Origin of the sequence: Nonomuraea salmonea, from assembly GCF_042428605.1 — a bacterium.
GTDB classification, from domain to species: Bacteria; Actinomycetota; Actinomycetes; order Streptosporangiales; family Streptosporangiaceae; genus Nonomuraea; species Nonomuraea salmonea.
Genome location: NZ_JBHMCF010000046.1, coordinates 266,954 through 286,073 on the forward strand (window position 1 = coordinate 266,954; position 19,120 = coordinate 286,073).

Annotated in this window: 20 protein-coding genes; 12 read left to right on the forward strand and 8 right to left on the reverse strand. The window is 72.0% G+C overall.

The window, feature by feature from the left end; all coding sequences use genetic code 11:
- The first annotated feature begins 32 nt into the window (after window positions 1-32).
- Window positions 33-1,613 (forward strand): AMP-binding protein, encoded by a 1,581-nt coding sequence (locus ACFFR3_RS41580; protein WP_364380035.1) that lies wholly within the window; start codon window positions 33-35, stop codon window positions 1,611-1,613.
- On the opposite strand, the gene ACFFR3_RS41585 is transcribed toward ACFFR3_RS41580, so the two are convergent.
- Complete coding sequence (locus tag ACFFR3_RS41585; RefSeq protein ID WP_364380032.1) at window positions 1,597-2,643, reverse strand: aldo/keto reductase; 1,047 nt, start codon at window positions 2,641-2,643, stop codon at window positions 1,597-1,599. The genes ACFFR3_RS41580 and ACFFR3_RS41585 overlap by 17 nt on opposite strands.
- Window positions 2,644-2,710: 67 nt before the next feature.
- Window positions 2,711-3,979 carry a PP2C family protein-serine/threonine phosphatase gene (locus tag ACFFR3_RS41590; protein ID WP_345404439.1) on the reverse strand — a complete coding sequence of 423 codons (1,269 nt, stop codon included), beginning with the start codon at window positions 3,977-3,979 and terminating at the stop codon, window positions 2,711-2,713.
- A gap of 120 nt (window positions 3,980-4,099) precedes the next feature.
- Between ACFFR3_RS41590 and ACFFR3_RS41595 the strand changes: the two genes are divergently transcribed.
- A complete protein-coding gene (locus ACFFR3_RS41595; protein WP_345404442.1) occupies window positions 4,100-4,984 on the forward strand; it encodes a S1 family peptidase in 885 nt (294 codons plus the stop codon).
- Between the two features lie 43 nt (window positions 4,985-5,027).
- Window positions 5,028-5,306: a hypothetical protein gene (locus ACFFR3_RS41600; RefSeq protein WP_379484923.1), complete on the forward strand. Its 279-nt coding sequence runs from the start codon at window positions 5,028-5,030 to the stop codon at window positions 5,304-5,306.
- 54 nt (window positions 5,307-5,360) lie between these two features.
- Here the strand turns inward: ACFFR3_RS41600 and ACFFR3_RS41605 are convergent, their stop codons facing one another.
- The gene (locus ACFFR3_RS41605) at window positions 5,361-5,801 is read right to left on the reverse strand and encodes a YybH family protein (protein WP_364380026.1); all 441 of its coding nucleotides are present in this window, start codon (window positions 5,799-5,801) and stop codon (window positions 5,361-5,363) included.
- Window positions 5,802-5,879: 78 nt separating this feature from the next.
- Between ACFFR3_RS41605 and ACFFR3_RS41610 the strand changes: the two genes are divergently transcribed.
- Together ACFFR3_RS41610 and ACFFR3_RS41615 are read left to right on the forward strand one after the other, a co-directional pair.
- Window positions 5,880-7,253: a hypothetical protein gene (locus ACFFR3_RS41610; RefSeq protein ID WP_364380023.1), complete on the forward strand. Its 1,374-nt coding sequence runs from the start codon at window positions 5,880-5,882 to the stop codon at window positions 7,251-7,253.
- Window positions 7,254-7,456: 203 nt separating this feature from the next.
- Window positions 7,457-8,470: a TauD/TfdA family dioxygenase gene (locus tag ACFFR3_RS41615; RefSeq protein ID WP_345404451.1), complete on the forward strand. Its 1,014-nt coding sequence runs from the start codon at window positions 7,457-7,459 to the stop codon at window positions 8,468-8,470.
- Between the two features lie 110 nt (window positions 8,471-8,580).
- Here the strand turns inward: ACFFR3_RS41615 and ACFFR3_RS41620 are convergent, their stop codons facing one another.
- Window positions 8,581-9,447 (reverse strand): helix-turn-helix transcriptional regulator, encoded by an 867-nt coding sequence (locus ACFFR3_RS41620; RefSeq protein ID WP_364380020.1) that lies wholly within the window; start codon window positions 9,445-9,447, stop codon window positions 8,581-8,583.
- A 103-nt stretch (window positions 9,448-9,550) separates the two neighbouring features.
- Here ACFFR3_RS41620 and ACFFR3_RS41625 point away from each other — a divergent pair, with 103 nt between their 5' ends.
- The 3 genes from ACFFR3_RS41625 to ACFFR3_RS41635 all read left to right on the forward strand — a co-directional run bounded on the left by ACFFR3_RS41625 (window position 9,551) and on the right by ACFFR3_RS41635 (window position 12,243).
- Window positions 9,551-10,249, forward strand: coding sequence for an SDR family oxidoreductase (locus ACFFR3_RS41625; RefSeq protein ID WP_379484924.1), 699 nt, complete (start codon window positions 9,551-9,553; stop codon window positions 10,247-10,249).
- A 375-nt stretch (window positions 10,250-10,624) separates the two neighbouring features.
- Window positions 10,625-11,644 carry a dihydroxyacetone kinase subunit DhaK gene (locus ACFFR3_RS41630; RefSeq protein ID WP_345404457.1) on the forward strand — a complete coding sequence of 340 codons (1,020 nt, stop codon included), beginning with the start codon at window positions 10,625-10,627 and terminating at the stop codon, window positions 11,642-11,644.
- The gene (locus ACFFR3_RS41635; RefSeq protein ID WP_345404460.1) at window positions 11,641-12,243 is read left to right on the forward strand and encodes a DAK2 domain-containing protein; all 603 of its coding nucleotides are present in this window, start codon (window positions 11,641-11,643) and stop codon (window positions 12,241-12,243) included. The genes ACFFR3_RS41630 and ACFFR3_RS41635 overlap by 4 nt, the downstream gene beginning before the upstream one ends.
- Window positions 12,244-12,378: 135 nt before the next feature.
- Here the strand turns inward: ACFFR3_RS41635 and ACFFR3_RS41640 are convergent, their stop codons facing one another.
- Complete coding sequence (locus ACFFR3_RS41640) at window positions 12,379-12,834, reverse strand: VOC family protein (protein ID WP_364380011.1); 456 nt, start codon at window positions 12,832-12,834, stop codon at window positions 12,379-12,381.
- Between the two features lie 138 nt (window positions 12,835-12,972).
- On the reverse strand, window positions 12,973-13,899 hold the full coding sequence (locus tag ACFFR3_RS41645) for an AEC family transporter (protein WP_364380008.1): 927 nt from the start codon (window positions 13,897-13,899) through the stop codon (window positions 12,973-12,975).
- Between the two features lie 239 nt (window positions 13,900-14,138).
- Between ACFFR3_RS41645 and ctaD the strand changes: the two genes are divergently transcribed.
- Genes ctaD through ACFFR3_RS41660 form a run of 3 tightly spaced genes read left to right on the forward strand, consistent with a single transcriptional unit; the run spans window position 14,139 to window position 16,534 of the window.
- The gene (gene ctaD, locus ACFFR3_RS41650) at window positions 14,139-15,794 is read left to right on the forward strand and encodes an aa3-type cytochrome oxidase subunit I (protein WP_364380005.1); all 1,656 of its coding nucleotides are present in this window, start codon (window positions 14,139-14,141) and stop codon (window positions 15,792-15,794) included.
- A gap of 5 nt (window positions 15,795-15,799) precedes the next feature.
- Entirely contained in the window at window positions 15,800-16,027 is a 228-nt protein-coding gene (locus ACFFR3_RS41655) for a DUF3040 domain-containing protein (RefSeq protein WP_355427968.1), read from the forward strand.
- Window positions 16,028-16,045: 18 nt separating this feature from the next.
- Window positions 16,046-16,534 carry an NUDIX hydrolase gene (locus tag ACFFR3_RS41660; RefSeq protein WP_379484925.1) on the forward strand — a complete coding sequence of 163 codons (489 nt, stop codon included), beginning with the start codon at window positions 16,046-16,048 and terminating at the stop codon, window positions 16,532-16,534.
- A 71-nt stretch (window positions 16,535-16,605) separates the two neighbouring features.
- Here ACFFR3_RS41660 and ACFFR3_RS41665 read toward each other — a convergent pair whose 3' ends face one another.
- Window positions 16,606-17,826 (reverse strand): epoxide hydrolase family protein, encoded by a 1,221-nt coding sequence (locus tag ACFFR3_RS41665; RefSeq protein WP_379484926.1) that lies wholly within the window; start codon window positions 17,824-17,826, stop codon window positions 16,606-16,608.
- Entirely contained in the window at window positions 17,823-18,275 is a 453-nt protein-coding gene (locus ACFFR3_RS41670) for a MarR family winged helix-turn-helix transcriptional regulator (protein WP_345404472.1), read from the reverse strand. Before ACFFR3_RS41670 ends, ACFFR3_RS41665 begins: the two co-directional genes overlap by 4 nt.
- A gap of 127 nt (window positions 18,276-18,402) precedes the next feature.
- On the opposite strand from ACFFR3_RS41670, the gene ACFFR3_RS41675 reads away from it, so the two are divergent.
- On the forward strand, window positions 18,403-18,966 hold the full coding sequence (locus ACFFR3_RS41675) for a dihydrofolate reductase family protein (protein ID WP_379484927.1): 564 nt from the start codon (window positions 18,403-18,405) through the stop codon (window positions 18,964-18,966).
- Window positions 18,967-19,120 lie beyond the last annotated feature (154 nt).

Sequence of the window (19,120 nt, forward strand, 5' to 3'; positions counted from 1 at the left end):
CCTGGCTCGTACCGGAAGGTGAGGGGACGGCGGTGCTCGGACGGCTGATCGACCTGGGCGGCTTCGGCGTGCAGGCCGCCGCCACGCTCACCCGCAACGGGCTGCTCGGCCCGGTGCACCCGGCCGCGCTGGCCCGCATGGTGGAGGCGTACCGGCACTTCCACCTCACCCCCGCCACCGGCCTGGCCATCGCCGCGGCCCGCTGGCCCGATCGGGCGGCCGTGATCGACGAGGCAGGCAGCGTCACGTTCGCCGAGCTCGACGACCACGCCGCCGCGCTGGCGGCCGGCCTGCACCGGCGGCTCGGCGTCGGGCCCGGCACCACGGTGGCCGTCATGTGGCCCAACGACCGCGGCTTCCCCGCCGCCGTCGCGGCGGTGTCCAGGCTCGGGGCCGACCTGCTGCTCCTCAACACCGGCTTGGCCGGCCCCCGGCTGCGTGAGGTGCTGCGGCGGGAGGGCGTGCACGTGCTCCTCGCCGCGCCCGGGTCGGCGGAGGTCGAGTTCGACGGCCCCCACATCACCGACCTCGACGACCTCGCCCAGGCTGGGAAGGCCGCGGACGGCCGCGCGGGATTGGGTGCATCCGCCGGGACGGAGGACGCGCCGCCGTGCCCGAAGCGGCCGGGGCGGCTGGTGCTGCTCACGTCCGGCACGACCGGCACCCCCAAGGGGGCGCCGCGGCGGCTGTCCATGGGGGCGATGGCCGAGCCGTTCGTCTCGATGCTGGGTACCGTGCCGCTGCGCGGCGGCGAGCCGATGCTGATCGCGCCGCCGCTGTTCCACGGGCTCGGCCTGCTCTGGTACGCCGCCGCGCTCGTCCTCGGCTGCCCCGTCGTGCTGCTGCGCCGCTTCGACGCGGCGGCCGTCCTCGACGCGCTCGACCGTACCGGCGCGGGCGCGCTGATCGCCGTACCGGTGATGCTGCGCCGCCTGCTCGACCTTCCGCCCCGGCCGCTGCCCCGCCTGCGGGTCGTCGTCTCCGGCGGCTCCGCCCTGCCCGCCGACCTCGCCACCCGCTTCATGGACTCCTACGGCGACGTCCTCCACGACCTGTACGGCTCCACCGAGGCCGGCTGGGCCGCCCTGGCCACCCCCGCCGACCTGCGCGCCGCGCCCGGCACCGTCGGCCGCCCGCCACGCGGCACCACCGTCCGCATCGAGGACCCATCGGGCGGCGAGCTGCCGTCCGGGCAGGTGGGACGGGTGGTCGTGGCGGGCGGGCTGACGTTCGGCCCCGGCGGCCCGCTCGCCACCGGCGACCTCGGGCACCGCGACGAGCACGGGCGGCTGTTCATCGACGGCCGCGACGACGACATGATCGTCTCCGGCGGCGAGAACGTGTTCCCGCAGGAGGTGGAGGACTTCCTCGCAGCCCGGCCCGGCGTGGCCGACGTCGCCGTGCTGGGGGTGAGCGACGAGGAGTACGGGCAGCGCCTGGCCGCCTACGTCGTCCCCGAGGACGGGGCCGAGCTGTCGGCCGACGAGTTGCGGCGGGCGGTCAAGGAGGAGCTGGCCGGGTACAAGGCGCCGCGCGACGTGGAGTTCGTCTCCGAGGTGCCGCGCAACCAGACCGGCAAGGTCGACAGGGCGCGGCTCAACCGGCCGCGATGAGCCGCTCGACCGGCGGGTTGACCCGGGCGAACCCCTCCTGGTTCCGGTACGGGAAGTACGGGTACGCCGCGGTGACCTCGCTCGCCGCGTCCAGCCTGCGTACCTGCTCGGGGGTGAGCCGCCAGCCGACGGCGCCGAGGTTCTCGCGCAGCTGCTCCTCGTTGCGCGCGCCCACGATCACCGAGGCCACGCTGGGCCGGGTCAGCAGCCAGTTGAGCGCGATCTGCGGCACGCTCTTCCCGGTCTCCTGCGCGACCTCGTCCAGCGCGTCCACGACCCGGTAGAGGAGCTCGTCGGCGACGGGCGGGCCGTACGCGGCGGTCTTGTGCAGCCGGCTGCCCGCCGGGATCGGGCTGCCCCGCCTGATCCTGCCGGTCAGCCGCCCCCAGCCGAGCGGGCTCCACACCAGCGCGCCGACGCCCTGGTCGAGGCCGAGCGGCATCAGCTCCCATTCGTAGTCGCGGCCGACGAGCGAGTAGTAGACCTGGTGGGCGACGTACCGGGGATGGCCGTGCCGGTCCGCGGCGGCCAGCGACTTCATGAGCTGCCAGCCGGAGAAGTTGGACACGCCGACGTACCGCAGCTTGCCGGCCGTGACCAGGTCGCCGAGCGTGCCCAGCACCTCCTCGACCGGGGTGGCGGCGTCGAAGGCGTGCAACTGGAACAGGTCGATGTAGTCGGTGCCGAGCCGGCGCAGTGCGTCGTCCACGGCCGTGATGAGCCGTGAGCGGGACGTGCCCGCGCCGTTCGGGCCGTCGTGCATGGGCAGGCCCGCCTTGGTGGAGATGAGCACCTTGTCGCGCCGTCCCTTCACGGCCTGGCCGAGCACCTCCTCCGAGGCGCCGTCGGAGTAGACGTCCGCCGTGTCGAACATGGTCAGTCCCGCGTCGAGCGCCACGTCCACCAGCCGCCTGGCCCCCGCCACGTCGGTGTCGCCCCAGGCGCCGAACAGCTCGCCCCTGCCGCCGAACGTGCCGGCGCCGAAGCTCAGCGCGGGCACCTCGAGCCCGCCCAGTCGCCGATATTCCACAACATCCTCCTAAATGGAACAGATTTACCGTTAAGGACGGTAGCACACTAATGGCATGTCTGTTCCGTTAAGTGTTGTCGGCGGTCTCCGGCGGCAGGCCCGCCAGCGCCTCGGGACGTCCCTTCGGGTACGGCCTGCCCGGCCACTCCACCAGCAGCACCGTCGCGTCGTCGTTCAACCGGCGCTCGTGGTAGGCGAGGTGATGATGGATCAACCGGCGCAACGTCTCCGGCACCGGCAGCTCGTCGGCCTGGTGCCGGGTGAGGAAGTCGGCGAAGCGCTCCATCCCGAACTCCTCGCCCTGCCGGTTGCGCGCCTCGGTGATGCCGTCGGTGTAGAGGACCAGCCGGTCGCCCGGCTGGAGCTGCGCCCGGCACTCCGTCACCGTCTCCGTCAGCCCGATGCCCGCCGGCGGGGACGGCGGGCAGTCCAGCTCGACCGTCGTCCGCCTCCTGACGATCACCGGCGGGTAGTGGCCGCAGCTCACCCAGCGCAGTTCGCCGCTGAGGATGTCGAGGGTGGCCAGCAGGCACGTCGTGAACCGCTCCCCGCCGAACTGCGCCGTCAGCTCCTCGTCGATCCTGGCCGCCCACTGCGCGGGCGTCATGCCGCACTGGCGGCTGTTGCGCAGCGTCGTCAGCGCCAGGTTCGCGGTCAGCCCGGCCGCCGTGTCGTGGCCCATCGCGTCGAAGATCGCCAGGTGGGCGACGTGGCCCTCGATCGCGTAGTCGTAGACGTCGCCGCTCACCTCGTACGCCGGCTCCATGACCGCGCTGACCATCAGCCGGTCGGTCGCGAACGTGCGCTGCGGCATCAGCCGCCACTCCATCTCCGCCGACACCGTCATCCGCCGCCTGCGGACCAGACGGCCGTAGGAGTCGCTCAGCGGCCGCTTCGAGACCACCAGCAGCGCCACCAGCCCGGCCAGCAGCTCCATGTCGTGCAGCGTTCCCGCGTCCGCGCCAGGGGCGGTGATCCGCAGCACCCCCAGCCGGTCCGTGCCGTCCACCAGGGGCACCCACCACTGCTCCGGGTCGCGCACGGTCACCGGCAGGATCTCCCCGTGCTGGAACGACCGGCCCGCCACCGTGCCCTCGACGCCGATCTCCGCCTCCTGCGCCTCCCCGGCCGGCGCCGGCTCCGCGACCAGCGGGGACAGCACCTCCTGCTGCAGGTCCGCGAGGTAGATCACCACGTCGCGCAGCCCCGCCGGGGCCGCGTGCTCCGCCACCAGGTCAGGGATCTGCTCCAGGGTGCAGGTGTGGGTGGTGGCGATGAGCTCCCCGAGCATGGACGCACGCGCCGCCACGGACGCGAAGTCGCGGTGAGCGATCATGCACTCACGGTTATCATCCGCCGATGGGCGCGGCGGGCCATAACACGGTGATAGGGGGAAAATGATAGGGATGTACGGGGGTCGTACCGGCTTACGGTGATGGGCAGGAGGCCCGCCTGCATGAACGTGTACCGCCTTGCCGTCACCACCCTCGCTCTGCTCGTCACCCTGATAGGGACATCCGCTCTCCCCGGCGCCCCCGCCTCGGCCGGCGCCCGCCCCCTGGCCGCGCTCGACGCCGGCAAGAACCGCCTCGACGCCGCCGGCCGCCTCGCCGGCCCGGACGTGCACGCCTGGTACGTGGACGCGACCACCGGCGAGATCGTGATCCTGGCCGCCGACCCCGCCGCGGCCACCGCCTTCGCCCGCGCGGCAGGAGCGGACCCGTCCGCCGTACGCGTCGAACCGTCCGCCGCCCGCCCAGCCCCGTACGCCGACATCCGCGGCGGCGACGGCTTCATGGTCGAGGGCAAGGGACGCTGCATCGTCGGCTTCACCGTACGCGGCGGCACCACCGGCGGCTTCCTCACCGCCGGCCACTGCGGCGAGCGCGGCGACATCGCCACCACCGCCGACGGCACCCCGATCGGCGTCTTCGAAGCCTCCTCCTACCCCGGCGACGACTACGCCTGGGTCTCCCTCTATCCCGGCTGGAACCCGCGCGGCGCCGTCGCCGCCCTCGGCACGGAACGCCCCATCCGCGGCGCCAATCCCGCCCCGATCGGCGCGTCCGTCTGCCAGGCCACCCCGATCGCGGGCTGGCACTGCGGCGTCATCCAGCAGCGCAACGTCACCGTGAACTTCCCAGAAGGCGTGATCACCGGCCTGGTGCGGACGAGCGTGTGCGCCGAGCCCGGCACGTCGGGCGCCCCCTTCGTCTCCGGCGATCAGGCCCAGGGGCTGACCGTGGGCGGCTCCGGCAGCTGCGCGACGGGCGGCACCACGTACTTCCAGCCGGTCGCCGAAGCACTCTCAGCCCTGGGCCTGACCCTGGTCACGTCCTGACCCTCGCGCGGAGACTGACCCTCGCGCGGGGGCTGGTCGTCGCGTGGAGCTCGCCGCCCTGGGCGGCGCCCACGTCATCGCCTCGGTGGGCTCGCCCGCCCGCGCCGAAGGGCCGGCCGGGCTGGGCGCCGACGAGGTGGTGGTGGGCCTGGACGGCGTGGACCGCCCGGTGGACCTCATCCTCGACACCGTGGGCGGCCCCGGCTCGCCGCCTGGCAGCTCCTGGCGCCCGGCGGGAACGTCCAGAACATCGGCTGGGCATCGGACGAACCCGCTGTTTTCGAGCCGTACTCGCTCACCGACGCCGCCCGAGCCCTCCTAAACCGCCGCGTCGCCGGCAAGGCCGTCCTGGACGTGACCCCATAGAGCGCCGGCGTCAGCTCGGGGGCGTGGCGGTGCCATGGGGGCCGTCGGTGCCGTGGGGGATGTCGGTGCCGTGCGGGTTGTCGGTGCCGTGCGGGTTGTCGATGACGCACCGCCACCGGCCGTCCTGGCCCCGCCTGAGGACGTCGGTCGCGGTGCCGCTCATGTCGATCTCGGTGCCGTCGCGTGCGGTGCCGCGCATCGACCAGTCGAGGATGAGCAGGGCGAGGTCGCCGGCGACGTACACCTGCCGCGGGACCGCCTCCATCGGCACCCCGAAGCTCCGCAGGTGACGGTTGGCGGCGGCGCGGGCCGCGCCGGTGACGGGGTGCCCTGGGACGGGGACGAGAACGGCGTCGTCCTCGTAGACGTGATCGAGGGAACCGCCGGAGTTCATCGCCGCGACGAAACGGGCGGCGGCATCTTCTGGACCGGAGATGTCATGACTGTTCATGACAAAATGATCATATCACATTCTCGTGATCACGTTCGAGAACCGAAATTGTCGTGGCCGCTCGATAAGGTCCCGGCCATGGTGGAAGCGGTGGCGCCGGCGGGGCGTACGGGGGTCGCGCGAGCGTGGGCCGAGGCGCTCACACGCATCCGGGCGGGCGACGTGCCCGGCACCGAGCACTACATCAGCACCCTCAGCCCAGCCCAGCGTGCCGAGATCGCCGCCGAGCTACCTGGTCACGTGGCGCGCGCGCCCGGCCTGGGCTGTGCGGCGACACCCCTGCTCCTGGCCGGCGCCGGTTGCCTGAGCGAGCCCGCGGAAGTGGCGTCCTGGCTGTTCAAACCCGAACTGCAAGCCGACAGGGATGAGCCGCCGCGCAAGGACGAGCGGTCGCGCGGCGAACGCACCGAGAGCCGGCGCCTCCTCGCCCTGCTCCGCCGGAGACCGCCGCAGTGGCAGGCCGACGTGGCCCGCCACATCACCTCCCGCCTGCGGCTTCCTGAGCTCCGGCACTGGGAGGTGGCAGCCGAGCTGACCCGCGAGACGGGCATCCGGCCACCCCGCGACCACGCGTTCATCGTGGGCTGGCTACGCTCGTCGCGATCGTCACCACTCGGGAGCTTGGCGAACGACCCGCTCTCCGCCGCCTACGCCCCGCACCTCCTCGACTTCGGCGGCCTCACCCACGCCGAGCTCTGGCTGTTGATCGCCGCAGTGACACGCCTCGTTGAGGACGGCCTACTCACCCGCGCATCCGTCCTTGGGACTCTCCTCCACAAGCTGACCCAAGAATGTGGCTCCGCCCCCGCCCGCCCCATCAACGCGCGGTCGGCCCGCCCGGCATGCGGCACCTCCGCCCGCTTCACCCACCCGATCTCGGGGCCGATGGCAGCCACCGGAAGGATAGAGAGGCGGCCGCGCTTCGGCGAATGGCCCCTCCCGGACGAGGCCAGGGGTCCACGTGCAGGGCGCCTGACCTCGGCCCACCTCGTGGGCCTGCACGACCGCCTCAACCCCGCCCTCGACGAGGCAGCCGCCCACGCCTCCGACTACGCGAGCCTCCTCCCGGCCGGCCCCGTCGCGGTCGCCGACATGGCGGTGGCCCAGCTGTGGCGCCTGGAGGAGGCAGGACGCCTGGACGACGGCCTGCTCGCGGAGGCCATGGCGGCACTGACGTCCCGGCCGGAGAAGAAGCTGCTGCGGGTGGCCGTGGAGTGGGCGGCCGAGGCAGCGCTACGCGACGCAACCCGCACCGACATCGTCCTGCAAGCCCTGGTTCCCGTCCTCGCCCAGGACACCCCCGCCTTACGAGAACGCGCCGCCCGCCTGGCGCTGAGCTTGGCACCCAAGGCGGGACCGAGAGGCCGCGCGGCGCTCCGACGGGTGGCCGAGTGGTCCGGCGCATCACGCGAACGGCTCCCGCCTCCGCGCGGCGGCATCACCCCCTTGTGAGCAGGCGGCACCTCGTCGACGGAAGGCGGCGTTCTTCTCGCTGAGAGGGCCGTCACCGGCCTTGCCGGAAGCACGGGGACACTGCCTTTTCGCTGCTGGTGAAGACGTTCTGCCGTGGGCGATGACGGGCTGTGCGGGGTGGCCGGGGCGGGGAGAGTGGAGGCGGCGGACCGGCTGGCGGTCGGCAGGAAGGCGGTGGCGTGATGGTGGTCGAGCCGGCAGCCGGACCCGGCGAGTGGCGGGCGGACGATGTTCGTGGAAACGAGGCGTGGATCGTACGGCTCGATGAGGAGCATCGGCGGGAAGTGCTCGCGGCGGTTCGCGCGACCGAGAGGAGCACCGACTCCCGGCCCACGGCCACGAACCGACAAGCCGATCCCCGCCCGGCTCCGGCTGCCGACCCAGCGCTGGATCCGGGCTCGGCCGACGGTTTCCCGTTGCCGACGTTGGGGCCGGTGCTGGGGCGCGTCCGGGAGGAGCTTGTGGATGGGCGGGGGTTCGTCCTGGTGCGCGGGGTGCCGGTGGAGGAGATGACGCAGCGGGAGCGGGAGGTCGCGGCGGTGGGTCTGGCGCGTCATGTGGGCGAGGTCATGCCGCAGGGACCCGAGCAGGCGCCGCTGATGCACGTACGGGACACGGGCTCGGATCCGTCGGAGGGGCGGACGCGAAGCTACGAGCATCGTGGGCGGCTGGGCTATCACAGCGACCCCTACGACGTGGTGGCGTTGCTGTGCGTACGGCCGGCGAAGGCGGGGGGACTGAGCGCGATCGTGAGCTCGGTGGCGGTGCACAACGAGATCGTCCGGCTGAGGCCCGACCTGGCAGAGGAGCTGTATCGGCCGTGGTGGCACGATCGCCGCACCGGAGACGGCCCGGACAGCTTCTACACGAAGCCGATCTGCGTGCGGCGCCCGGACGGCGGGCTGTCGATCGCGTACGGCCCCGACTACCTCCGCTCGGCGCAGCGGTGCGCGAGCGTGCCCCCGCTGACGGCCGCGCAACTGGAGGTGATGGCGTTGCTCGACGAGCTGACGAACGACCCCCGGTTCGCGATGACGATGGAGTTGCAGGCGGGCGACATGCAGTTCCTCAACAACCACGTCGTCCTGCACAGCCGCACCGCCTTCGAGGACCACCCGGAGCCGGAGCGACGCCGCCACCTGCTGCGCTTGTGGGTGACCGTGCCCAGAAACGGGACGGACACGACGGCATGCTGACCTCGTTTCATCAGGACCACCACGTGCTGTGCCGCTCCGCCGAGTGCCGCTGTGGAGGGTCGGTACGTCCAGGAGTGCAAGCAGTGGCGCGGCCGGCAGCAGGCCGTCGCCTAGAGCGATGTCGGAGTGCCCGAGGGTGGTCCGGTGAGTGTGGCGAGGTGGAGTTTGGTTTCGTCCTCGCTGCCCGCGACCGCCGACAAGATCACGATCTTGCATTCGGAGTCGCCGTCGGTCAGGACGTCGCAGTCCACCGCGATCGGTCCCACCGAGGGGTGCTCGACGGTCTTGTGGTCCTCGCGGTGCGCGGCCACAGTGCCCTTCGCCCAGAGTGCGGCGAAGCGTTCGTTGCCGGCCCGCAGGTCGTCGATCAGGCGGGTCAGGCGCGGGTCCCGGGGGAAGCGGCCGGTGGCGCGGCGCAGGTCGGAGACGACGGCGGCGTCGGTGGTGGCCGCGTCCAGTTCGTGTACGGGCCAGTGGGCGAGCCGGGGCGGGGCGTCGTCCACGGGGAACCTGTCGCGGGCGAAGTTGCGGAGGTGACGGGGTGCCGTGGAGGGGTCGCCGAGGAGCGCGGCCCAGGCGCGGTTCCAGCGGATGAGCTGCCAGTCGGCGGCGAACACGGCGACCGCGACGTCCCCGAGCCGGGCGAGCACGCGTTGCACGCCTGGCGCGATGTGGTCGGAGACGGCGCCGTCGGCCGGCGGTACGAGGTTCGCCAGGCGGTAGAGGTGGTCCCGTTCGGCGGCGGAGAGCTGCAGAGCGCGGGCCAGGGAGGCGACGACCTGGGCCGACGGCGTGGTGGCGCGGCCCTGTTCCAGGCGGACGACGTAGTCGACCGAGACCCCGGCCAGTTCGGCCAGCTCCTCCCGGCGCAGGCCGGTGGCGCGGCGGGAGCGTCCCACGGGCAGCGCCGCCGCCGACGGGGGCAGGCGGTCCCGCCACGTACGGATCATCGCCCCCAGTCCGGCATTCGTCCCCATGTCCCCATCTTGCGGCATGTCGGCCGAGCGAAGGTGGTACGGCTGTTCCTACCGTCGTGGTGTCCCTGGTGAGCGTGGGTGGCGGTGCCGAATGATGATGTTCATGACGATTACCTTCATCACCGGCGCCAACAAGGGGCTCGGCCGCGAAACCGCCCGGCGTCTCATCGCACTCGGCCACACCGTGCTGCTCGGGGCGCGCGACCCCGAGCGGGGTGCGGAGGTCGCCGCCGCCCTGGGTGCGCGGTTCGTCCCGATCGACGTGACCGACGACGCGTCCGTGGCCGCCGCCGCCAAGGACGTGGCCGAGCACGAGGGGCGCATCGACGTACTGATCAACAATGCCGGCATCCACGGCCCCTTCGGCGACCCCTCCACGCTGACCGGCCCCGTGGCTCTCGGGGTCTTCGACGTCAACGTCGCCGGCGTCGTACGGGCGACGACGGCGTTCCTGCCGCTGCTGCGCCGCTCACCGGAGCCGCGCATCGTCAACGTCAGCAGCGGCATGGGGTCCCTGGCGCTCACCCACGATCCGTCGCGCCCCGAGTCGAAGGCCATCGCGCCCCTCTACACCGCCTCCAAGGCCGCCCTGACGATGCTGACCACCCAATACGCCAAGTCCCTGCCCGGCATCCGCGTCAACGCCGCCGACCCCGGCTACACCGCCACCGACCTGAACGGCCACACCGGCCCCCAGACCGTCACCGAGGGCACGGACGCCATCGTCACCCTGGCCACCGAACCCCCGAAGTCCGGCACCGGCCGCTTCGTCGGCCGCACCGGCGAAATCCCCTGGTCCTGACCTGTTTCCGTGCCGTCCCGCTGCGGCAGTGAGGCTCGGGCGGGCGATGCGGGGCGTCGGTGTCTTGGCCCCGTGGGTGGAGTGAGGATATGCGGATGGGACGGGCGGCGTGTCGTGAGCGCGCGGGCCGGGGCGCGGCGTGGCGACGGCTCGGATCGTGCCGTGAGGACCCAGCATGAAACTCCTGGTCCTCGTGCCGGGACGAGAGCGCAGCCAGTCAGGAGGGATGCCGATGGACAGCTCGACCACCGCCGCCCCAGCGCCACTGCGGGCTCCCCGCCGCCGACCGATCGAGGGCGGGCCGTCGGCCGGCCTCGCTGCCACGCGGATCGGCCGGTCGCGCTACAAGCAGCCTGAGTGGGGGAGGGGTGGGGTATGAGTGCGCCGTTCCTGCCCGCCGGTGACCCCGTCGCGCCTGCCTTGCGTGGGTTCGCCCGTGCGCACGCGCACCTCGTCGAACTGCGCGAGGAGCCCGTGCATCTGCGGGCACGTGAACGGGACCCGCGCCGCGTCGTCGGGCTGGTCGCGGGTGGTGGGTCGGGGCATGAGCCGATGCATGCCGGGTTCCTCGGCCGGGGGATGCTGGACGCCGTCGCGCCGGGGCAGGTGTTCGCATCGCCGCACAACCGGCAGGTCCTGCACGCCAGCCTGGCCGCCGCCGGGCCGGAGGGGGTCGTGCACGTCGTCAAGAACTACACCGGTGACCGCATCAACTTCGGCATCGCCGCTGAACGGCTGCGTCACGAAGGGGTGCGGGTCGGGCGGGTCCTCGTGGACGATGACCTGGCCACCGATGACACGGACGGTGCGATGGGGCGGCGCGGCACCGGGGCGACGGTCGTCGTGGAGAAGCTGCTCGGGGCCGCCGCCGACGAAGGCCGCGGCCTGGACGAGCTGACGGACCTCGGCAACGCGGTCGCCGCCGCGTCCCGCAGCCTGGCCGTCGCCTCCCGCGCTCAGACCTCCTTCCATACCGGCGAGCCCGCCTTCCATCTCGGGGCAGGCGAGCTGGAGTACGGCGTCGGCATCCACGGCGAACGGGCCGCCACCACCATCGACCGGCCGCCGCTGCCCGACCTGGTCGTCCGCATGATCGACGAGCTGCTGACCGGACTGCCACCAGGCCCGGGCGAGCTGCTGGTGCTGGTCAACGGGATGGGCGCGACCACGCAGCTGGAGCTGTACGGCATCTTCGACCAGGCCGCCGCCGTGCTGGAGGAGCGCGGGCTGAGGGTGGCGGAGTCGCTGGTGGGAACGTACGTGCCGGCGCTCGACATGGCCGGGTTCTCGCTGACCCTGACCCGGTTGCAGGACGGATGGCGTACGTGGTGGCGCGCCCCGGCCCGCACCCCGGCGTTCCCCGTCCTGGACGATGTCGACGAGGAGGGACGATGACCGCGACCGCAGCGCCCGTACTGCGCCGCTACGCCGAGTCCGTCGCCGCCGCCCATGACGAGCTGACCCGGCTCGACCAGGCCAGCGGCGACGGCGACTTCGGCGACAACCTCCGCTCAGGTCTGACCCGCGTCCTCGCCGAGCTGGACGGGCCAGGCGCCGGGCACGGGTTCGACGTGGCGGGGCGGGTGTTCCTGGACGAGGTCGGCGGGACGAGCGGGCCGCTGTTCGGGCTGCTGTTCACCGAGATCGCCCGCGCCCTTGACGAGGACCCCGTCGGCGGGTGGGCGCGCGGCGCCGCCGCCGGCCTCGCCGCCATCCAGCGGGTCGGCGAGGCCGAGGTGGGCGACCGCACGCTCGTGGACGCGCTGGCTCCGGCGGCGGCTGAGCTGGAGCGCGGGACGGGCTTCGCCGCCGCGGCCCGCGCCGCCGCCGAAGGCGCCCGCGCCACCGCCGGCCTGCGCGCTCGCCGCGGCCGGGCCAGCTACGTGGGTGAGCGCGCCCGCGGCCTGCCCGATCCGGGCGCGATGGGCGTGGCCCTGCTGTTCGAGGCCCTCGCGACGACGGAGGACCCCGACTTCTCAGCAGGCCTGTTCTGAACGGTCACCCGCCGCACCAGGCCGGGGACCTTCAACCACTGGTTTCTGGGCGGGGCCGTTCCAAAAGGTCGCCCGTCACGTCTAGAAGGTCGCCCGTCACGCCACGCCGAAGGCCCCCGGCTGAACGGTCGCCCGTCACGCTTCGCCGGCGGCCTCCTCCAGGGCGCGGAGGTCGAGCTTCTGCATGCCGAGCATCGCCTTCATCACCCGCTCAGCGGCGGCAGGGTCGGGGTGGCCGAGGAGTTCGGGCAGCCGTCGGGGGATGATCTGCCAGGACAGGCCCCACCGGTCCTTCAGCCAGCCGCACCTGGACTCCTCGCCGCCCTCCATGAATGTGGCCCACAGCTCGTCGATCTCCTCCTGCGTCTGACAGTCGACGTAGAGGGAGACGGCCTCGTTCAGGGTGTACTGGGGGCCGCCGTTGAGCGCCATGAACCGCTGCCCGGCCAGCTCGAACGTCACCACCATGACGCCACCGCCCGGCCCGCGCCGCACCTCGACGATGCGGGAGTCGGCGAACAGCGAGGTGTAGAAGGTGGCGGCCTGCTCGGCCTGGTCGTTGAACCACAGGAACGTGGTGATCTTCTGCATGGGGAAGTTCCTCCCGGGTTTGTCGTCGTCTGTCACCGACGCGTCGAACGCGCCACCCCGGAATCGACACGCCCCTCAAACATTTTCGCGTCAGACGGATCTCCACGCGTGCCAGAAGGATCAGGACTCGCGGACCAGTCAGGAGCCCAGGACGGCGCCGATGGCGGTCATGATCGGGATGGACAGGCCCGTCGTCACCAGGATCGTGCCCCTGGCCAGGCGGCGGGCGGTGTCGTACGTGACGGCGTACACGTAGATGTTCTGGGCCGTGGGCAGGGCGGCGAAGAGGGTGGCGGCCAGGAGGTGAGTGCCGTCCAGGTGGAGGGCGAAGCGGGCCGTCAGGTACGCCACCACCGGCTGGGCGACCGCCTTGAGCGCCACGGCCAGGGCGATGTCCTTGCCCACGCCGTCCTCGCCGGGCGCGGGGGCCTGGCGGCGGGAGCCGTACAGGCTGAGACCGTAGGCCAGCAGCGCGACGGGCACGGCCGCGCCGCCCAGCAGGTCGATCGGGCGCATGACCGCGACGGGCAGCGAGACGCCGCTCACCGCGAGCGCCAGCCCGAGCAGGGAGGCGACCGTGAGCGGGTTGCGGAACGGCAGCAGCAGGGCCGCGCGCGGCGAGCGGGCGCCCTTGTCCAGGATCAGGAACGAGACGGGGGTCAGCACCAGGAGCTGGAAGAGCAGGATGGGGGCGATCAGCGCGGCGTCGCCGAGGACGTACAGGGAGATCGGCACGCCGAGGTTGCCGGCGTTGACGTACGAGGAGGCCAGGGCGCCTATCGTGACCTGCCGGGTGCTCCGCCGGAACGCCAGCTTGGCCACCAGCACGAACACCAGCTGCGTGAACGCCACCGCGATGACCTCGGTGAGCAGTACGGGCGACAGCAGCGCCCCGAGGTCGGCCTTGGAGACGGTGGCGAACATCAGCGCCGGGGTCGCCACGAAGAACGCCAGCCGGGACAGTGTCAGCTCGTCGCTCGCCCGCAGCAGGCCGGTGACGCCGATGACGTAGCCGAGCACGGCGACCGACACCAGTGCGGCGAACGCCGCGACAACCCCCGACACCCCAATACCTCCCAAAGCGGACAGGCTATCCAAGCCCGCACGCCGGGGCGGAGGCGGCCTCACGCGTGGTTACGGAGCGGGGTCGAGCGGGTGGTGTGGGTGAGCGGCCGAGCATAGGTCGCAGGGAAGGGGGTAAGCCCGTCGTACGGCGCTGACCTGCGAAAACAGGGCGCCACAGGCATGTCGGGGCAAAATGGGGGGCTTCGGTGACTCTTGAAGAACCGCGTACTGACGAACCGTTGACGTCCGCCCTGGCGCCGGTCGAGGCCAAGGGCAAGGGACGGCTGGTCGTGGCCTGGCTGACGAGCACCGACCACAAGACCATCGGCTACATGTACCTGATCGCCTCGTTCCTGTTCTTCGCGCTGGCCGGTCTCATGGCCATGATCATCCGCGCCGAGCTGGTGCAGCCCGGCCTGCAGCTGGTCAGCAACGAGGCGTACAACCAGCTGTTCACCATGCACGGCACGATCATGATGCTGCTGTTCGCCACCCCGCTGTTCGCCGGGTTCGCCAACGTCATCATGCCGCTCCAGATCGGCGCGCCCGACGTCGCCTTCCCCCGGCTCAACGCGGTCAGCTTCTGGCTGTTCCTGTTCGGCGGCCTCATCGTCGTCAGCGGCTTCTTCAGCGCCGGCGGCGCCGCCGACTTCGGCTGGTTCGCCTACACCCCGCTGTCGCACTCCACGTTCAGCCCCACCATCGGCGGCGACCTGTGGATCATGGGGCTGGCCCTGTCGGGGCTCGGCACCATCCTCGGCTCGGTCAACTTCTTCACCACCATCATCGCCATGCGGGCCCCTGGCATGACCATGTTCCGCATGCCGATCTTCACCTGGAACACCCTGCTGACCAGCATGCTCGTGCTGATGGCCTTCCCCGTGCTGGCCGCCGCGCTGCTCGCGCTGGAGGCCGACCGCAAGCTCGGCACCCACATCTACGACCCCGCCAACGCCGGGGCGATGCTCTGGCAGCACCTGTTCTGGTTCTTCGGCCACCCCGAGGTCTACATCATCGCGCTGCCGTTCTTCGGCATCATCACCGAGGTCATCCCGGTCTTCAGCCGCAAACCCGTCTTCGGCTACATCGGCCTGGTCGGGGCCACCATCGCCATCTCGGGCCTGTCGATGACGGTGTGGGCCCACCACATGTACGGGACGGGGCAGGTGTTGCTGCCGTTCTTCGCGTTCACCACGTTCCTCATCGCCATCCCCACCGGCGTGAAGTTCTTCAACTGGACCGGCACCATGTGGCGCGGCCATCTCAGCTTCGAGACGCCCATGATGTTCGCGGTCGGCTTCCTCATCACCTTCCTGCTGGGCGGGCTGACCGGGATGATCCTGGCCTCACCGCCGCTCGACTTCCACATCACCGACACCTACTTCGTCGTCGCGCACTTCCACTACGTGGTGTTCGGGACGGTGGTGTTCGCGATGTTCTCCGGCTTCTACTTCTGGTGGCCGAAGATGACCGGCCGGATGCTCAACGAGCGGCTCGGCAAGTGGCACTTCTGGATGTTGTTCATCGGGTTCCACACCACGTTCCTGGTGCAGCACTGGCTCGGCGTGGCCGGCATGCCGCGACGGTACGCCGACTACAGCGCCGTCGACCACTTCACCGACCTGCACCTCATCTCGTCCATCGGCGCGCTGCTGCTCGGCCTGTCCACGCTGCCGTTCCTCTACAACGTCTGGTGGACGGCCCGGCACGCGCCCCGCGTCACCGTGGACGACCCCTGGGGCTTCGGCAACTCCCTGGAATGGGCGACGAGCTGCCCGCCGCCCCGCCACAACTTCACCAGCCTGCCCCGCATCCGCTCGGAACGTCCCGCCTTCGACCTGCACTATCCGCACACCGCCCGTCCAGCCGTCGAAGCCGCCGCGGAGAAGGAGTGAACCCCGTGGACGGCCTGTCGCCCCACGAGCGGCTCATCCTGGCGGAGATCGAGCTGGAGCTGCGCCACACCGAGGCGCGCCTGGCCAACCGGCTGAGCGCCTTCAACGCCAGGGCCGGCGAGGACGGGCCGCAGCGCTTCGCTCCGCAGGTCAGCAACTGGGAGGTCGTCGCGGTGCTGGCCATGGTGCTGCTCATCTCCGGCATCATGACGCTTTTCGTGCTGTCCTGCTGACGGTTAGGGTGGCCGGTCGTGGCTCCCCGCATGCGCCGTTCCGTACGCGCGATCATCCTCGACCCCGACGACCAGGTCCTGCTGTGCCGCCACGACACCACCGCCGCCGGCGGGCCCGTCGTGTGGGCGATGCCGGGCGGCGGCGTCGAGCCCGGCGAGACGGACCTGCAGGCGCTGCGCCGCGAGCTGGCCGAGGAGGTCGGGCTACGCGTGACCGCGCTCCCACCGCACGTCTGGCACCAGCGCGCGCTCGTCGACCACGCGCCCGGCTACGACGGCGTCGTCAACGACTACTTCCTCGTGCGCGCGCCCGCGTTCACGCCGCGCGGGGAGTGGGACGACGCGCGGCTGGCCGCCGAGCAGATCACCGGAGTGCGCTGGTGGAGCGTGCCGGAGATCGCCGCGGGCCACGGCGACGACCTCTTCTCGCCGCGCGCGCTCGCCGCCACGCTCGGCGCGCTGCTCGCGGGGGGCGTCCCGTCCGAGCCGGTACGGCTGGGCGTCTGACCGTCCTCGCCGGTGCGGCTCGGCGTCCGGGTTCAGCGGCGGCCGCGGAACGTGCGGCCGGGCGTCCGGGTTCAGCGGCGGCCGCGGAACGTGCGGCGCAGGTCCGCGACCCACTCCTGCGGGATCTCCCACGGGATGAAGTGCCCGCCGCGGTCGTGGCAGGTGACCCCGACGTGGTTGTACCAGGCCGCCCTGTCGCTCTCCAGGAACCCGCGAATGCGCTGCTCGCCGGTCGTCACCCCCGGCGGGTTCTCGTAGCTCACGAACGTGATGCCCGTCGGCGCCTCCACCACCGGCCGGCGGTCGTGCGACGGCGTCCACGGGTAGCGGTTGTTGTTGGCGTACGTGCGGACGGACGAGCCGATCGCCTCGCCTGCCCAGTAGATGGTGGCGTGCGTGAGCAGGTCGTCCTTGCTGAACACCCGCTCCACGTCGCCGCCGTTGTCCGACCACTTCGCCCAGCGTTCGAGCATCCAGGAGAGCATCCCGGCGGGCGAGTCGGCCAGGCCGTGCGCCAGCGTGGACGGCGCCATCATGTGCGCGGCCAGGTGCACCGCGAAGCGCCGGTCCAGCTCCATGAACCGGGCGTGCACGTCGGACGGCAGATCGGGCGGGATGGGGGCGCCGCCGCTGAAGTCCCACGCCCGGTCGCCGTTGAAGAAGTCGAGCTTGAGCGCCGAGCCGATGTGGATGGCGATCAGCTCGCCGGCGTACTTGTGGCCGAGCTGCCCCGTCACCAGCGCGCCCACGTCGCAGCCCGCCGCCGCGTAACGCTCGTGGCCGAGCACGCCGGTCATCAGCTCGTGCCAGACGTCGGCGATCTTCCAGAAGTTCATGTCGGGACGCCCGGTGAGCGGCGTCGAGAAGCCGAAGCCCGGCAGCGACGGCACGATCACGTCGAACGACTCCGCCGGGTCGCCGCCGTACGCGGCCGGGTCCGCCAGCGGATCGACGACCTTGGACCAGTGCCAGAACGTCCACGGCCAGCCGTGGCTGAGGATCAGCGGCACCGGGTCCGGGCCCGCGCCGGGCCGGCGCATGAAGTGCACCGGGACGCCGCCGACGTCCACCCGGTAGTGCTCGTAGGCGTTGATCGCCCGCTCGGCCGCCCGCCAGTCGAAGCCGTCGGCCCAGTAGGCGACCAGCTCCTCCAGGTACGCCCGGCGCACCCCGTAACGGCCGTCCTCGTTGCCCGGGTCCGGCGCCCACCTGGTCGCGGCCAGCCTGCGGCGCAGGTCGTCGAGCACCTCGTCCGGCACGTGCAGCGGCACCGGCTCCAGCGGTTTCGTCATGACGGCTCTCCTCGCTCCTCCAGCCCGGCCGCGATCTCGGTCAGGCGGCCCAGCACGCGCGCGACGTCCGCGAGCGCCGCCCGGTCGCCGTCGTCCAGCTGCTCGACCAGGCGGCGCAGGCGCTCCACCCGGTCGGCGCGCCTGGACTCGACGATCCGCCGGCCGTCGGGCGTGAGCGACAGCAGGACCGCGCGCCCGTCACGCGGGTCGGGACGGCGGGACACCAGCCCTTCGCGTTCCAGCTTGGCCACGAGCGCGGTCAGCGCGGGCTGCTTGAGCTGCTCGGTCGCCGTCAGGTCGGTCAGCCGCAGCTGGCCCTTACGTGACAGGGTGTGCAGCACCGACAGCGTCGAGAAGTTGAGCCGGCGGACCGAGGGCAGGCGGATGTAGTACGCGTTGAAGTCCTCGATCGTGGTCGCCAGCTCGCCGAGATCCAGATCGGAGGTCACAGCCGCTTTATATCAAAGTTCGATGTAATTCGGCACCTTACGGTCGCGGTGGGGCGCGCCGTAAACGTTCCGTAAGTCCGCTCCGCCAGGCTTGAGCCAGCTGACCGACCGAAAGGAAGAACCCCTGATGCGTACGCTCAAGCTCCAGATCCAGACCACCATCGACGGCTACATGGGCGGCCCCGAGGGCGAGATGGACTGGATGGACTTCAACTGGAGCGACGACGTCGGCGCCTACATCGACGCCATGACCTCCTCGGTCGACTGCATCCTGCTCGGCCGCGAGCTCGCCGGGGGCTTCATCCCCACCTGGGCCGCCGAGCCCCAAGGGGAGAGCAAGGAGACCGTCGCGTGGATGAACGACACCCCCAAGGTCGTCGTCTCCAACACCCTCACCGAGTCGCCGTGGCCCAACGCCACCATCCTCGGCGGTGACCTCGCCTCCGCCATCCGCGACCTCAAGGAGCGGCCCGGCGGCGACATCATCACGTACGGGGGCGCGAAGCTCGCCTCCGGCCTCATCGCGGAAGGGCTCATCGACGAGATCCACCTGTTCGTCAACCCGGTCTCGATCGGCCGCGGCCTGCCCGTCTTCCCCGACGTCGCCGGTCACCAGCGCTTCCGCCTCGCCGGGGCCCGGCCGTTCGAGTGCGGGATCACCGCCCTGCACTACGCGCCCAAGCGCGACTGAGTCTCCGGGGCGGAACGCGGAAGACCGGGTGCCGCTCCGTGAGAAGATCGAGATCATGATTGGACTGCCTGGCTCATGCCGCCCGGGCGCTCACGACGCCCGCGCGACGGCCACCGACTCCTCCGTGACGTCCATCGCGCGGCCGGGGCTGCTC